Source organism: Streptomyces armeniacus (assembly GCF_003355155.1).
Classification (GTDB): Bacteria; Actinomycetota; Actinomycetes; order Streptomycetales; family Streptomycetaceae; genus Streptomyces; species Streptomyces armeniacus.
Genome location: NZ_CP031320.1, coordinates 7,310,834 through 7,324,860, shown reverse-complemented (window position 1 = coordinate 7,324,860; position 14,027 = coordinate 7,310,834). Strand labels below are relative to the sequence as shown.

Sequence of the window (14,027 nt, the reverse complement as noted above, 5' to 3'; positions counted from 1 at the left end):
TGCTTTACGTACGGTGACGGGTGACCGGTCGGCCGGCTCAGTCCGCGAGCGTCTCGATCAGGGTCTCCTGGAGCGCGCCGAGCCACAGATACGCCATCACCATCGGCTTCCGCGGATCCTCGTTCGGCAGGTCGTACAGCCCGCCGCCGTTCTCGTCGTCCGTCACCTCGAGCCGGGTGCCGATGGCGAGCCGGAGGTCGTTGAGCGTGCCCAGCCACCGCTGCGAGTCGGGCCCGGTGAGCGTCAGCACGGCGCCGCCCTCGCCGCGCGCCGTGAGCCCGTCCAGCGCGCGGACGACCGCGAGGGCGTTCTCGCGCTTGCCGGTGCGCAGGTCGTTCTCCGTGTAGCGGCGGAAGTCCGCGGAGGCCGTACGGGCGTCCTCGTCCTCGTCGCCCGGCTTGGTGTCCGGATCGCGGTACGCGTCGGGGAACAGGCGGGCGAGCGCCGGATCGGACGGCGGCTCGCTCGGGCCCTCCGCGAACAGCGCGGCGAGCGGGTCGTCGCCCTCGGCGGGCTCCTCGCCCGGACCGATCAGTTCCAGCAGCTGGACGGCGAGGCTGCGCAGGATCGAGATCTCCACCTCGTCGAGGGCGATCGCCGCGCCCCCGTCCCCGGTGGGTTCGAAGTGCCCGGCCATCAGCGGTCCTGGGTGAGGGTCGCCCACAGGCCGTACCCGTGCATCGCCTGCACGTCTCGCTCCATCTCCTCGCGACTCCCGGTGGAGACGACCGCGCGGCCCTTGTGGTGGACGTCCATCATCAGCTTCTTCGCCTTTTCCTTCGGATAGCCGAAGTAGCTCTGGAAGACGTAGGTCACGTAACTCATCAGGTTCACGGGGTCGTTGTGCACGACCGTCGCCCAGGGGACGTCCGGCTCAGGCACCTCGACAGGCGCCTCGCTCGACTCCGGACGCTCGATCTCCGTGGGGGCAACACTCACGTGTTCCATGCTGCCACCCCGAGGGGCCCGGCGCGCAAACGGCTCCCGCGCGTCCCCTCCCGCCGGGCCGCCCGTGCGACCCCCGACGAATATCGTCACTCTGACGAGATCTGAGGTAGCATGCGCCGTATGAACACAGCGGATCTGGAACTGCCGGTGTCCGTGCCGTCCACGGCGCTCTTCACCGACCAGTACGAGCTCACGATGCTGCAGGCCGCGCTCCGTTCCGGTACGGCGCACCGGCGGTCCGTCTTCGAGGTCTTCACGCGGCGGCTCCCGGAAGGCCGCCGGTACGGCGTCGTGGCGGGCACCGGCCGGGTGCTGGACGCGGTGGAGAACTTCCGCTTCGACGCGAATGTGCTGGACTTCCTCCGCGCGCGCGACGTCGTGGACGAGGCCACCCTGCGCTGGCTCGCCGACTACCGCTTCAGCGGCGACATCCACGGCTACCCCGAGGGCGAGGTCTACTTCCCCGGCTCCCCGATCCTGCGCGTCGAGGGCAGCTTCGCGGAGTGCGTGCTGCTCGAGACCGTTGTCCTGTCGATCCTCAACCACGACTCGGCCGTCGCCGCCGCCGCGTCCCGCATGGCCGTCGCGGCCGGCGACCGGCCACTCGTCGAGATGGGCGCGCGGCGCACGCACGAGCTGGCGGCGGTGGCGGCGTCACGCGCGGCGTACGTCGGCGGGTTCACCAAGACCTCGGACCTGGCGGCCGGTTTCCGCTACGGCATCCCCACCGCGGGCACCAGCGCGCACGCGTTCACGCTGCTGCACGACAGCGAGCGGGACGCATTCACCGCCCAGGTCGAGTCGCTGGGCAGCGGCACCACGCTGCTGGTGGACACGTACGACATCGCCGAGGCCGTCCGTACGGCAGTGGAGGTCGCCGGCCCCGGACTGGGCGCCGTACGGATCGACTCCGGCGACCTGCTGCTCATCGCGCACCGGGTGCGGCAGCAGCTGGACGAACTGGGCGCCAAGAACACCCGGATCGTGGTGACGAGCGACCTGGACGAGTACGCCATCGCCTCGTTGGCGGCGGCACCCGTCGACTCGTACGGCGTGGGCACGCAGTTGGTGACCGGCAGCGGCCATCCGACCTGCTCGATGGTCTACAAGCTGGTGGCGCGTGGCGAGAACGGCGAAGGCGGTACGGAGGGCGCGGGCGACGGCCGTACGGAGGTGCTGCGGCCCGTCGCCAAGAAGGGCCTCGGGGGCAAGTCCACCGTGGGCGGCGCGAAATGGGCCGCGCGCCCGCGCGACGCGGACGGCATCGCGCAGGCGGAGATGATCGGCACGGGCCCCGTGCCGGACGAACTGGCCGACGCGCAGCTCCAGGTGCCGCTGGTGCTGGGCGGGCGCACGGTCGGCCGCGAACCGCTGGACACGGCCCGTGACCGGCACCGCAGGGCGCTGGCGGGGCTGCCGCTGTCCGCGACGCAGCTGTCTCGGGGCGAGCCGGTGCTGCCGACGGAGCAGGCGTGACGGGCGGCACGTGGTGGCCCGTGGCGCGACTCCTGGTGCGACCCGTGGTGCGGCGGATTCCGTTGGGGCCGCACGGGTGCCGCGGGGAGTCGTGGGGTACGGACTCCCGTAAGTGACATGGAGTGACTAGTCTCGGACACGGTGGCTGACCGAACCGCCCCTACCTCGGCCGAAAGGTGTGCACCATGCACCGGGCACTGATCATCGTCGACGTGCAGAACGACTTCTGCGAGGGCGGCAGCCTCGCGGTCGCGGGCGGCGCGGACGTCGCCGCGGCCATCACCGAGCTCATCGGCGACGCGACCGCGGGCTACCGCCACGTCGTGGCCACCCGCGACCTCCACATCGCGCCGGGCGACCACTTCTCCGACCGGCCGGACTTCGAGCACTCCTGGCCCCCGCACTGCGTCGCGGGCACGGAGGGCGTCGGATTCCACCCCAACTTCTCCCCGGCCGTGGCCTCGGGCGCCATCGACGCGGTCTTCGACAAGGGCGCGTACACGGCGGCGTACAGCGGCTTCGAGGGCGTCGACGAGAACGGCCTGCCGCTCGCCGACTGGCTGCGGGAGCGCGACGTACAGGAGGTGGACGTGGTGGGCATCGCCACGGACCACTGCGTACGGGCCACCGCGCAGGACGCGGCGGCCGAGGGCTTCCGCACGCACGTGCTCCTGGACCTCACGGCGGGGGTCGCACCGGCGACGACGGAGCGGGCGCTGGAAGGGTTGCGCGAGGCGGGTGTGGCCCTCACGGGCAAGCCGGTCCTGCGCTGACGGCTTTGCCTGCCGGCCCGTCCGCCACCTCAAGCCCGTCCGGCGTTCGTGGACGGCCCTTGCCCGTTCCCGGACCGCGGTTGAGGGCGGAACATCCGCCGCATCAAGCCCGTCCGGCGATTGAGGACGAACGCCCGCCCATTCCCGGGCGGCACCCCGGCACGATGGCGTGACCCGTGACCAGCATCTGCCGCCCGTCGCGGGCTGAGGGCCGTCCTCAAACGCCGGACGGGCTTGAGGTGCGGACGGCTTGAGGGTGCGGGCTCGTCAGAGCTGGGGGTGCGGGCCCGACGGGCCCGAGGGGGCCGGAGGGCCGGACTTCGCCGGCGTCCGCACGTGGTGGCGGAGCAGCGTGGCTATCGGGTGCCAGGCCTCCGTGTCGTCCCCCGGCGTCGCCCGCCACACCAGCCCCTCCGGGTGGTGCAGCACCGCCGTGATCTCGTCGGGCGTGGGCGGCTCCGTGTTCCCCCGGAGGTACACCGCGCGGAGGCCGAGGTTCCGGAGCCGGGTCAGGGCTCGGGCTCGGTTTCCGGCGTGTACGAGCACCCGTACGCGCGGCTCCTCGCCGCCGGGCGCTCCGGGCGCCCCCGTACGCGGCGCGGCGGCGCGCACCGTGTGGGCCTCGTCCGCGTGGGCGGACCAGCGGCGCCGTTCGGGCGCCCAGTGGTCGACCAGCGACGTACGCCGCCGCCACGGCCACGCGGCGCCCTGCTGTGCCCCGCCGGCGACCGTACGGCGGTCGCCGCGGGCGTGTGCGGCCGCCGTGACGGCGCGCACGTCGCCGCCGGAGCCGCCCGGGCCGCCCTGTGCGGGCGGACCGCCAGGGCCCCCGCCCGCGCCCGCCCAGGCGCCGCCAGAGGCGCCTGGGGCGGCAGGCGCCGCGCCCGCCGCACCCGTCGTGCCGCCGTGCGGCGCACCCGGACGCGGCAGCGACAGCGCGACGATCACACTGCCGTCCGGAAGCTGGGCGAAACCGCCTACAGCCATGATCAACAACTCCCCCGCGGACTGGTCGTCAGAAGAACCTCGTGAGGGCATCTAAACGTGATCGGCCGCTCCCCGCCAGGGGGTAACGGCCGATCATGTTTTGACCTGCAACGATGCAAATTAACTCGTCGAGGGCCCCACTCCGACTGTGATCGTCTTACCACTGAAGGGCTGCTTCAGGATCTTGATCCGGGTGTTTGTATCCGGCACCTTCACACCCGCCTGCGGGTTGCTCTCGTACCAGTACGTCCCCTTGTGGTCGTCGAATACCGGTGTGCCCCACTTCGGCCAGACAACTGTCTTCTTGCCGTCGTTGTGGAGCTTCATCCCGTTCGAGGGGTACCAGCTGAACGGCGAGTCGTACGCCTGGATGCGTCCGCGCATCAGACTGTCGTCGTTGCTCCAGCGCTCCGGCTTCGCGTGCGCGTCAACCGGCAGGATCAGCCCCTCACCTGGGTGAACGCCGACATTGTTGTCCGCCTGCGAGGTGTCCCAGAGCCAGATCAGCAGGCCCTTCTGGTAGTCGTAGCGCTCCACCCAGTCGGGCCGTGTCGAGGGCCAGCCGAAGTTGTACGGGCCGTGCGCGAGCGACTTGTCGTACCCCACGTGCTGCCGGTTCTCGGCGATGTAGAACTGCTCGTAGTCCTTCGTGAAGGACTCGCCGATGCGCGAAAACCCGTCCGCGGTCCAGCCGTTGTCGTCTCCCTCGGCGCCGTCCTCGAAGACCTTCTCGCCGTCCGCGGTGACCGAAACGGCGTCCGCGGCAAAGCCCTTCTGGGCCACTCCGCCGTCGGTGAGATAACGGAAGCGAAGATCAACCTTCTTGCCCGCGTACTCGTCCAGCGGGTACGAGAGGTCGCGGTACGACTCCGACACACCGCTCAGCGCGGGCCGGTCGCCGCCGTCCCGCGGAATGGGTTCGCCGTCCGCTGTGCCGTCCAGGGGCGTCCAGTTGGCGCCGCCGTCGGTGGAGACCTCGGTGTAGAGGTAGTCGTAGTTCTCCTCGATGTCCCACCAGCCCTTGAGATCCAGCGAGGCGCTGGACTTGCCGGTGAGATCGACGGAACGGCTCATCGTGTTCCGCAGGTTGTCGCCGCTGCCGCTCCACCACTGCTTGTCGCCCTCCGCGGGCTTGGTGATGGTGGTGGTGACCTTCTTCTTGGGCAACTCGACGATGAGCGCCTGCGGGTTCTTCGTCTGATAGCTCTGAGACCCCAGCGTGTGCGTGGACTTGGTGGCCGCCTTCGCGGTTTCGTAGTCCAGCCAGCCCAGCTGGAACTTGTCCCAGGCGTTCAGGTCGCCGGCCGAGTCGCCGATCGCGTCCTTGCCCTTGTTGAGCCAGGAGCCCGAGGACATCAGGGACCAGAAGCCGACGGAGTTCTCGCCGGTGCCCGTGGTGTCGTAGTGGTCCGGCAGGCCCAGGTCGTGACCGTACTCGTGGGCGAAGACGCCGAGTCCGCCGTTCTCCGGCTGCGCGGTGTAGTCGCCGACCCAGATGCCGGTGTCACCGATCTCGGTGCCGCCCGACTTGTTGCCGTCGGGGCCGGTGTGGCCCGCGTCGGTGCCGTACGCGTACCAGCGGTGCGCCCAGATCGCGTCCTCGCCCTGCTCGCCGCCGCCGGCGGACTCGTCCTCGCCGGCGTGGATGAACTGGAAGTGGTCGATGTAGCCGTCCGACTCGTTGAAGTCGCCGTCACCGTCGAAGTCGTAGCGGTCCCACTCGTCGTACTCGGAGATGAGCTGCGCTATCTCGTCGTCGGTCTTGCCGTCCGCCTTCTGGTCCGCGATCCAGGACTCGACGCCGTCGCGTATCGCGTCCCACACGGTCGGACAGGTGGTGTCGCCGCAGTAGTTGGAGCCGTAGCGGGCCTCGTTGTGGTCGACCTTCACCCAGTCGGAGACGGTGCCCTCGACGGAGTAGCGGCCGGAGGACTGCTTCTCGTAGTACGTCTTGAGCGAGTCCTCGGTGTCCTCGCCGAAGTAGAGGTCCGTGAAGTGCTCGCGGTTGAAGTCCTCCTTCCAGTACGTCGAGTTGTCGTCCTTGCGGTCCGGCTTCTTGATCTGGTTGTGCAGCGGGCCGGGGGTGCCGCCGTACTTGGGGTCGACCTTGTCGCCGAACTCCACCAGGATGGTGAAGATCTTGTCCGTCTTCTCCCGCGCCAGCTCGACGTACTTCTCGTCGCCGAGCTTCATCACCTTGGAGTCGTCCCGCGAGAAGGTGTCGGCCTGCCCCTTCTCACCGTCCCCTGAGGCGAGCTTCTGCAGTGCCGCCTGACGTTCCGTGCGCTGCTCCGCGCTGAACGGTCCGTCCAGATTGTGGCTGGGCTGCTGCTTCTCGGCCGGGTCGGCCTTGCCCCGTTCGGCCTGGGTGTCGGCCTGCTGCTTCGGCTGCGGATCCGGCTGGGCCTGCGCGCTGTTGGCGGGCAGCAGCACTGCCGCCCCGAGCGCCGCGACCGCGGTGGCCAGGGCTGCCGATCTGGATCTTATGGATCTCCGTCTGCTGTTCACTTGTCGGTGTCCTCCCCTGCAAGCGCAGTGACTTGACGGGAAGTATTCGACCGGAGTGACGCGGGAAAAGACAGACCTTGATTCGTTACGGAGCACAGCAGTAGGTTGCTGCGTCCATCTGTTGGGATCGCCGAGACCTCGTGCGCCCGTGCGCCCCCTGTGCAACAGCGGCGTGGGTTAGGTCACGCTTACCCCGCTACCGGGTGGGCAGTTCGCATCGTAGAGTCGTTCGACGGCGTGCACTTCATACCGACTCGTATGACTCCGCGTACCCCCGACAGCCCCCCGAGGACGGATCCCGCCATGCCGCGTCCGACCCCCGCACAGCTCGCTTACGGTTCGGTCACCGTCGTTTTCTCGACCTTCGCCATGCTGCTGCTCTCGGGGGTCACCTCGGGCGCCGGGATCATGGTGATAGCCGTGGCGGCGCTGGGACTGGGGCTGCTCGTCGCCCTCACCGCTCCCATGGCCCGTACGGCCCGTACAGCCCGTGCAGAGCACGGCCGCACGGCCGCCTCCGCTTCGGCCTCCACCCCCGCTTCCGCTTCGGCTTCCGCCGTCCCGGCGTCGTCGCCGGCCGCGGGCGCTTCCGGGAGTTGGACAACGGCCACGGAGCCGCTGGTACCGCTGCGCCGCGGGCGTCCCGCCGGGGCGCGGCCGCAGGTGTCGCTGCGCCGCTGACCGGTCAGCCGGCCCGAAGCGCCCTTCCCCTCGGGCTCCGCCCTGGGGAGACCCCACTCCTCGGGCTCCGCCCTGGGGAGGCCCCACTCCTCAGGCTTCGCCCTGGGGAGACCCGTCCCCTCGGGCTCCGCCCTGGGGAGGGCCCCACGGCCCGCTCCTCAACTCGCCGCCACGGCGACGGTCTTGGCCGCCTTGTCGTGGAGGCACTGCCGGTACGGCTGGTCCCAGGTGCAGAACAACACGTTCACCAGCCAGAAGAGCGACCCCAGACAGGGCACCAGCGTGGGCAGTTGGTAGACGGCTGCCCTCGACCAGCCCGGGGAGCCGGCGGGCACCGAGCCGTCGCGCAGCATCGCCACCCGGATGTTCATGACCTTCTTGCCGATGGTCTGGCCGGACTTGGACAGCAGCACGCCCTCGTAGAGGAAGTAGACGATGGTGTAGACGCCGCCCTGCCAGAAGTTGGCGCTGTTGTTGTCGTACTCGAAGCCCGCGATGAGCCCCATGACGACGCCGACCGGGATGCCGACGATCAGCGCGTCGATGATCCGGGCCAGCAGCCGCTTGCCGCGCGACGCCAGCGGCGGCATCCCGGCGAGCGGGTCGGTGGCACCGCCCGCGTGCCCGTACGGGCTGCCACCGTACGGATCGCCCCCGCCCGGCGGGGGCGGCGGTGGCGCGCCACCGTACGGGGAGCCGCTGCCGTACGGGGAGCCGCTGCCCGGCGCCGGTTCACCGTACGGTGAACCGGCGGACGGCTGCTGCGGCGGGGGCTCGGACGGCGGCGGTTTCCGGAACGGGTCGTTCTCCGGCTGTTCGGTGCTCATGCCATCGAGTGGAACGCGCCCCCCGGCGGGCCGCATCCCGCACCGTCCGTTGGAGGGACGCGGGATGCGTACGGGGCGTCCGTGCCGGGTGCGTACGGGGCGGCGCCGCGCGTGGTGCGGGGCGCCGCGTACCTGGTGCGGGGCGCCGCGTACGGCGGCCCGCCGTCACTTCCCCGCGACGAACGTACGGGCCGCCTTGTCGTGCCAGCACTGCCGCCACGGCCGGTCGAACAGACACCACACCGCGTTGACCACGCCGATCACCAGCACCATCAGCACGTTGTACGTCAGCCAGCGGACCACCGCCGCGCGACCGCCGGGGGTGTCCTGGCGCTCGACGTCCAGCACCCTGAGGCCGAACAGCCTCTTGCCGAGCGTGCGGCCCCAACGGGCGGTGGGCAGCGCTTCGTAGAGCAGCCCGAAGACCAGGAACGCGCCGAGGACGAGGGCCAGATAGCCGCCGGTCGTCCCGTCGATCAGCCAGACCTGGCGCGTCACGCCGGCCTGCTCGGCCGCGTCGATCTTCCCCTGGATGTGGTCGTCGGCCTTGCCGACGAACGGGAAGGCCACCGCGGCCGCCACCCCGAACACGAAGATGCCGTCGACCACCCGCGCGGCGAACCGCTTGCCGAGCCCCGCGGGCCGCGCCTGCTGCTGCGCGGCCTGCAGGAACGGGTCGGAGGCGGGCGGCCGCCAGGGCGCCACGGCGTCCGGGCCGCCGCTGTGCGGCTGCGCGGGCAGGCCGCCTGCGGCGGGCTGCTGCGCCAGGTCGTGCACCTGCTGGGCCCACGGAGGGCGCGCCGCGGGGTCCGGGGCGGGTTCCGGGCGTTCGGTTTCGGGCCGTTCGGGGTCCTGCGAGTCCGTCATGGGGGTGAGCGTACGGCCGCTGTGCGCACCCGCATACCCGGCGGTAACCAGTCTTCACCGCTCGTTTACAACTGCGCCAGCGATCACTGGCACGATCGGCGCCGAGCGGGGCCTCCTGGCGGTCGGCGGTAGATGTCGCAATCCACACCGAACCCAGAAGGCCCTCACCTGTTCAACAACCCGGCCCGCGTGTCACCAACGTCCCGAGACAACACACCTAGACCCGGGGGAAGCGCCCGCACCACCCCAAGCCGGTCCGGCGGGGCTTCAAGCCTGTCCGGCGTTTGAGGACGGCCCCCGGCCACGAGGCGCGTGCGCGTGGTCACGCGCACGCGCCACGCCCTCACCGCGCACTGAGATCAGTTTCGCCAATCACCCTTCCGATCTCTGTGCCCGCCCGTACCCTGAGCGTGATGCACACCACCGGTGGGGGTTCCGGTGTCGATCAGGGGGCGAGACAGCCGGGTGCGACGCCCGGGTCGGGGCAGCGGCGGAGCCGGCGGTGACCGGTCGGCGCAGGGAACCCGAGCCGGACGCCGTATCCCTCCGTGAGGGGGTGTCATGCAACGGATCCGGGTGCTGGTCGTCGACGACCACCGCATATTCGCCGAGTCGCTCGCCGCCGCGCTGGCGGCCGAACAGGACGTAGAGGTGGCGGCCGCCGGAAGCGGTCCGGCCGCCGTGCGCTGTCTGGAGCGGGCGGTCGCCGAGGGGCGCGACTTCGGCGTGCTGCTGATCGACGCGGACCTGGGCGAACCGCCCGGCCCCGCCGCGACCGTACCCGCGGCCCGGCCGCCGGCGGCGGCCGTCAACGGCGCGGCGCACAGCGCCCCTTCACCGGCCGCCTCCGCAACGGTCACCGCGCCCGCCGCCACCGTCACCGCCCCGGCCGTCCCCGAGCCGGCCGAGGTGGGCAGCCGGAACGGCTTCCTCGCGGCGCAGACGGGCGGCATCGCGCTCGTCGGCCGGGTCCGCGCCGAATACCCGGCGATGCGCACCGTGGTGCTCGCCGAACGCGACGACCCGCGCCACGCGGCCGCCGCGCTCCAGGCGGGGGCCGCGGGCTGGGTGGCGAAGGACTGCTCCCTCTCGCGTCTGCTCCAGGTCATCCGCGGCGTGCTGAAGGACGAGACGCATCTGCCTCCCGCGCTCCTCACGGGCGTCCTGCGCGAGCTGACGGCGACGCGCAAGCACCGTACGGAGAGCGAACGGCTCGTCGAGGCCCTGACGCCGCGCGAGCACGAGGTGCTCCGCTGCATGGTCGCGGGGCTGGGCCGCAAGGCGGTGGCCGAACGGCTCTACCTCTCCCCGCACACCGTCCGTACGCACATGCAGAACGTGCTGGGCAAGCTCGAAGTGCACTCGACGCTGGCGGCGGTGGCGCTGGCGCGGCGGGCGGGTGTGGGGCCGGTCGACCTGGACCGCGCGGAGCCGGTGCCGCCGCCCGCTCACTGAGGCCCGCCGTCGCCGTACGGAAGCTCATCGGCGGCGTGAGGGCTCGCCCTCCCCAGCCCGTCCGGCGTTTGAGGACGGCCGGGAGCGGCCACGGCCGTTACGGGACCAAGCCGCGCGGGCCAGCGCACGGGCTTCGTGGCCGAGGGCCGTCCTCAAATCGCCGGACGGGCTTGATTCGGCAGGGGCTCGTGCCCATGTGCCGGATGGGGCTCCGACGGCGCCGGCTGGACGCGGCCGGGCGCGTCAGATCGAGGCGTCAGATCGGGGTGTTGTCGAACGGCGCCGTCAACTGCCGTAGCAGACCCGCCAGTTCCCCCCGCTGCGCCGTCGACAGCTCGGCCAGGATCGCGCGTTCCTGGGCCAGCAGGCCGGCCAGTGTGCCGTCGGCGCGGCGGCGGCCCTCCGCGGTGAGGCGTACGAGGACGCCGCGCCGGTCGCTGGGGTCGGGCAGCCGCTCGACCAGGCCGCTCTTGGCCAGCCGGTCGATGCGGTTGGTCATGGTGCCGGACGTGACCAGGGTCTGGGTGAGCAGCTGGCCGGGCGACAGCTGGTACGGGGCGCCCGCGCGCCGCAGAGCCGTGAGGACGTCGAACTCCCACGGCTCCAGGCCGTGTTCCGCGAACGCGATCCGGCGTGCCCGGTCCAGATGCCGCGCCAGTCTGCTGACCCGGCTCAGGACCTCCAACGGCTCCACGTCGAGGTCCGGGCGCTCGCGGCGCCATGCTGCAACCAGTCGGTCGACCTCGTCCTCCATGCCGATCAGTGTAGTAGTTCTGTCGACATGAAGTCTCTTGACATCAAGATATACCTCTCGGGACCATACGCCCATGGATTCTCCCGAACCGTCACCGTCCTGGGCGCCGGACCAGTACCTCCGCTTCGAGGCCCTGCGCGCCCGCCCGCTGCGCGACCTGCTGGCCGGTGTGCCGGGCGTGCCCGGCGAGCCCGCGCCGCGCGTCGCCGACCTCGGCTGCGGGCCCGGCAACTCCACGGCGCTCCTCGCCGAGCGGTGGCCCGCCGCCCACATCACCGGCTACGACAACTCCCCGCACATGCTGGAGCAGGCGTACCGGCTCGAAGGCAGCGCGCGGCACGGCGGCCGGCTGGACTTCACGTACGCCGACCTGAACGACTGGCGCCCGCCCGACGCCGAGCACTTCGGCCTGGTCGTCGCCAACGCCGCCCTCCAGTGGGTGCCGGACCACCGCGCGTACTTCGGGGAGTGGCTCGGCACGCTCGCCGCACGCGGCGTCTTCGCCTTCCAGGTGCCGGGCAACTTCCGTTCGCCGAGCCACACCACGCTGGCCGGCCTGTGTACGGCGCCGCGCTGGCGCGACCGGCTCGGTGATCTCGCGGCACGGCCGGACACCGTCGCGGGCCCGGCCGGGTACATCGCGGACCTGGAGCGGCTGGACTGCGACGTGGACGCGTGGGAGACCACGTACCACCAGCTGCTGCCCGGCCCGGACGCCGTACTGGAGTGGGTGAAGGGCACCGCGCTGCGCCCCGTCCTGAGCCGCCTCGAGGGCGACGGCGCGGCGCGCGACGCCTTCCTGGAGGAGTACCGCGCCGCGCTCGCCGCCGCCTATCCGGCGACGGACCGAGGGACGCGGTTCCCGTTCCGCCGCGTCTTCGTCGTGGCGGTAAAGCGGTAACGCGGTACGCGCCGAAGCGTCGAAGCAGCACCCGTACGGCACCCGTACGGCGCCCGTTCGGCACCCGTACGGCGCCCGCTCACAGCCTCCGGTGCCCGATCAGCCGCGGCTTCTGCTCCAGCCCGTCCAGCCCGTGCCAGGCCAGGTTCACCAGGTGGGCGGCGACCTCGGCCTTCTTCGGCTTGCGCGCGTTGAGCCACCACTGCCCGGTGAGCGCGACCATGCCCACCAGGGCCTGGGCGTAGAGGGGCGAGAGCTTCGGGTCGAAGCCGCGGTTCTTGAACTCGCGGCCCAGGATGTCCTCGACCTGGGTCGCGATGTCGCTGATCAGCGAGGCGAAGGTGCCGGTCGACTGGGCCACCGGCGAGTCCCGTACGAGGATGCGGAACCCGTCCGTGTACTGCTCGATGTAGTCGAGCAGCGCGAACGCCGCCTGCTCCAGCAGCTCGCGCGGGTGGCCGCCGGTGAGCGCGCCGGTCACCATGTCCAGCAGCTGGCGCATCTCGCGGTCGACCACCACCGCGTACAGCCCTTCCTTGCCGCCGAAGTGCTCGTAGACGACCGGCTTGGAGACCCCGGCCTTCGCCGCGATCTCCTCCACCGAGGTGGCCTCGAAGCCGCGCTCGGCGAACAGTGTCCGGCCGATGTCCAGGAGCTGCTCCCGGCGTTCCTTGCCGGTCATACGGCGGCGGGCGCGCCGGGAGCCTGACGGAGCAGACGTAGGAGGTTTGTCCTTCTTACTCGTCGCGTTCGTTCGGTCATCGGTCGGCACGGGATCCATCATGCCGCGTCGGCGGGCTGCTCCTTGCGGCGGGCGTCGATCCGGTCACGCTTCGGCCAGCGTACGTCGTACGCCCAGCCCGCCTTCTCGAACCAGCGGATGATCCGGGCGCTGGAGTCCAGCTGCCCGCGCTCGACGCCGTGACGTGCGCACGTCGGGTCGGCGTGGTGCAGATTGTGCCAGGACTCGCCGCACGAGAGGACGGCCAGCCACCACACGTTCCCGGACTTGTCGCGGGACTGGAAGGGGCGCTTGCCGGCCGCGTGGCAGATGGAGTTGATCGACCACGTGACGTGGTGCAGCAACGCCACCCGGACGAGTGAACCCCAGAAGAACGCCGTCAGCGCCCCCTGCCAGGACATCGTGACCAGTCCGCCCACCAGCGGGGGGAGGGCCAGCGAGACGACCGTCCACAGCACGAACTGCCGCGAGACGGCGCGGATCGCCGGGTCCTTGATCAGGTCCGGCGCGTACTTGTGCTGCGGCGTCTGCTCCTCGTCGAACATCCAGCCCATGTGGGCCCACCACAGGCCCTTCAGCAGGGCCGGGACGCTCTCGCCGTACCGCCACGGCGAGTGCGGGTCGCCCTCGGCGTCCGAGAACTTGTGGTGCTTGCGGTGGTCGGCCACCCATCTGACCAGCGGTCCCTCGACGGCCAGCGAGCCCATGACGGCGAGCGCGATGCGCAGCGGGCGCTTCGCCTTGAACGAGCCGTGGGTGAAGTAGCGGTGGAAGCCGATCGTGATGCCGTGGCAGCCCACGTAGTACATGCCGACCAGGAGGCCCAGGTCGAGCCAGCTCACGCCCCATCCCCAGGCCAGCGGCACGGCCGCGACCAGGGCCAGGAACGGGACGGTGATGAAGAGCAGGAGCGTGATCTGCTCGAGTGAGCGGCGCTGCTCACCGCCCAGGGTGGCGGAGGGGAGTGGGGAGTCTTCGGATGCCTTGAGCGGGGTGCTCGCGTTCGTCTCGAGCACATCCTGGCTACGGGTCATGACGCTGTCCTCATCGGGACCGGGGGCGGGCGGGGACTGAGGCTACGGAACCGTAACCTACGGGGACGTAACTA

Annotated in this window: 14 protein-coding genes; 5 read left to right on the top strand and 9 right to left on the bottom strand. The window is 71.3% G+C overall.

Features of this window, described 5'->3' with window-relative positions; all coding sequences use genetic code 11:
* Nucleotides 1–37 precede the first annotated feature (37 nt).
* Nucleotides 38–637 (bottom strand): DUF2017 domain-containing protein, encoded by a 600-nt coding sequence (locus DVA86_RS31810; RefSeq protein WP_208883493.1) that lies wholly within the window; start codon nt 635–637, stop codon nt 38–40.
* Nucleotides 637–948: an ATP-dependent Clp protease adapter ClpS gene (gene clpS, locus DVA86_RS31805; RefSeq protein WP_208883491.1), complete on the bottom strand. Its 312-nt coding sequence runs from the start codon at nt 946–948 to the stop codon at nt 637–639. Before clpS ends, DVA86_RS31810 begins: the two co-directional genes overlap by 1 nt.
* 120 nt (nt 949–1,068) lie before the next feature.
* On the opposite strand from clpS, the gene DVA86_RS31800 reads away from it, so the two are divergent.
* Nucleotides 1,069–2,424: a nicotinate phosphoribosyltransferase gene (locus DVA86_RS31800; protein WP_208883489.1), complete on the top strand. Its 1,356-nt coding sequence runs from the start codon at nt 1,069–1,071 to the stop codon at nt 2,422–2,424.
* 185 nt (nt 2,425–2,609) lie between these two features.
* On the top strand, nt 2,610–3,197 hold the full coding sequence (locus DVA86_RS31795; RefSeq protein ID WP_208883487.1) for an isochorismatase family protein: 588 nt from the start codon (nt 2,610–2,612) through the stop codon (nt 3,195–3,197).
* Nucleotides 3,198–3,464: 267 nt separating this feature from the next.
* Here DVA86_RS31795 and DVA86_RS31790 read toward each other — a convergent pair whose 3' ends face one another.
* Complete coding sequence (locus tag DVA86_RS31790; protein ID WP_245997803.1) at nt 3,465–3,809, bottom strand: hypothetical protein; 345 nt, start codon at nt 3,807–3,809, stop codon at nt 3,465–3,467.
* 495 nt (nt 3,810–4,304) lie between these two features.
* Nucleotides 4,305–6,692, bottom strand: a complete 2,388-nt coding sequence (locus DVA86_RS31785; RefSeq protein ID WP_208883485.1) for an immune inhibitor A domain-containing protein — start codon at nt 6,690–6,692, stop codon at nt 4,305–4,307.
* Between the two features lie 303 nt (nt 6,693–6,995).
* On the opposite strand from DVA86_RS31785, the gene DVA86_RS31780 reads away from it, so the two are divergent.
* Nucleotides 6,996–7,373, top strand: coding sequence for a hypothetical protein (locus DVA86_RS31780; protein ID WP_208885638.1), 378 nt, complete (start codon nt 6,996–6,998; stop codon nt 7,371–7,373).
* A 158-nt stretch (nt 7,374–7,531) separates the two neighbouring features.
* Here DVA86_RS31780 and DVA86_RS31775 read toward each other — a convergent pair whose 3' ends face one another.
* Entirely contained in the window at nt 7,532–8,200 is a 669-nt protein-coding gene (locus DVA86_RS31775) for an RDD family protein (RefSeq protein ID WP_208883484.1), read from the bottom strand.
* Nucleotides 8,201–8,365: 165 nt separating this feature from the next.
* Complete coding sequence (locus tag DVA86_RS31770) at nt 8,366–9,067, bottom strand: RDD family protein (protein ID WP_208883482.1); 702 nt, start codon at nt 9,065–9,067, stop codon at nt 8,366–8,368.
* A gap of 561 nt (nt 9,068–9,628) precedes the next feature.
* Here DVA86_RS31770 and DVA86_RS31765 point away from each other — a divergent pair.
* On the top strand, nt 9,629–10,522 hold the full coding sequence (locus DVA86_RS31765; RefSeq protein WP_208883480.1) for a response regulator transcription factor: 894 nt from the start codon (nt 9,629–9,631) through the stop codon (nt 10,520–10,522).
* Nucleotides 10,523–10,778: 256 nt separating this feature from the next.
* Here DVA86_RS31765 and DVA86_RS31760 read toward each other — a convergent pair whose 3' ends face one another.
* Nucleotides 10,779–11,276, bottom strand: a complete 498-nt coding sequence (locus DVA86_RS31760; protein ID WP_208883478.1) for a MarR family winged helix-turn-helix transcriptional regulator — start codon at nt 11,274–11,276, stop codon at nt 10,779–10,781.
* A 73-nt stretch (nt 11,277–11,349) separates the two neighbouring features.
* Between DVA86_RS31760 and DVA86_RS31755 the strand changes: the two genes are divergently transcribed.
* A complete protein-coding gene (locus DVA86_RS31755) occupies nt 11,350–12,177 on the top strand; it encodes a methyltransferase domain-containing protein (protein ID WP_208883477.1) in 828 nt (275 codons plus the stop codon).
* Between the two features lie 79 nt (nt 12,178–12,256).
* Here DVA86_RS31755 and DVA86_RS31750 read toward each other — a convergent pair whose 3' ends face one another.
* The gene (locus DVA86_RS31750; RefSeq protein WP_208885443.1) at nt 12,257–12,958 is read right to left on the bottom strand and encodes a TetR/AcrR family transcriptional regulator; all 702 of its coding nucleotides are present in this window, start codon (nt 12,956–12,958) and stop codon (nt 12,257–12,259) included.
* A complete protein-coding gene (locus tag DVA86_RS31745) occupies nt 12,958–13,953 on the bottom strand; it encodes an acyl-CoA desaturase (protein WP_208883475.1) in 996 nt (331 codons plus the stop codon). The genes DVA86_RS31750 and DVA86_RS31745 overlap by 1 nt, the downstream gene beginning before the upstream one ends.
* Between the last annotated feature and the right edge of the window lie 74 nt (nt 13,954–14,027).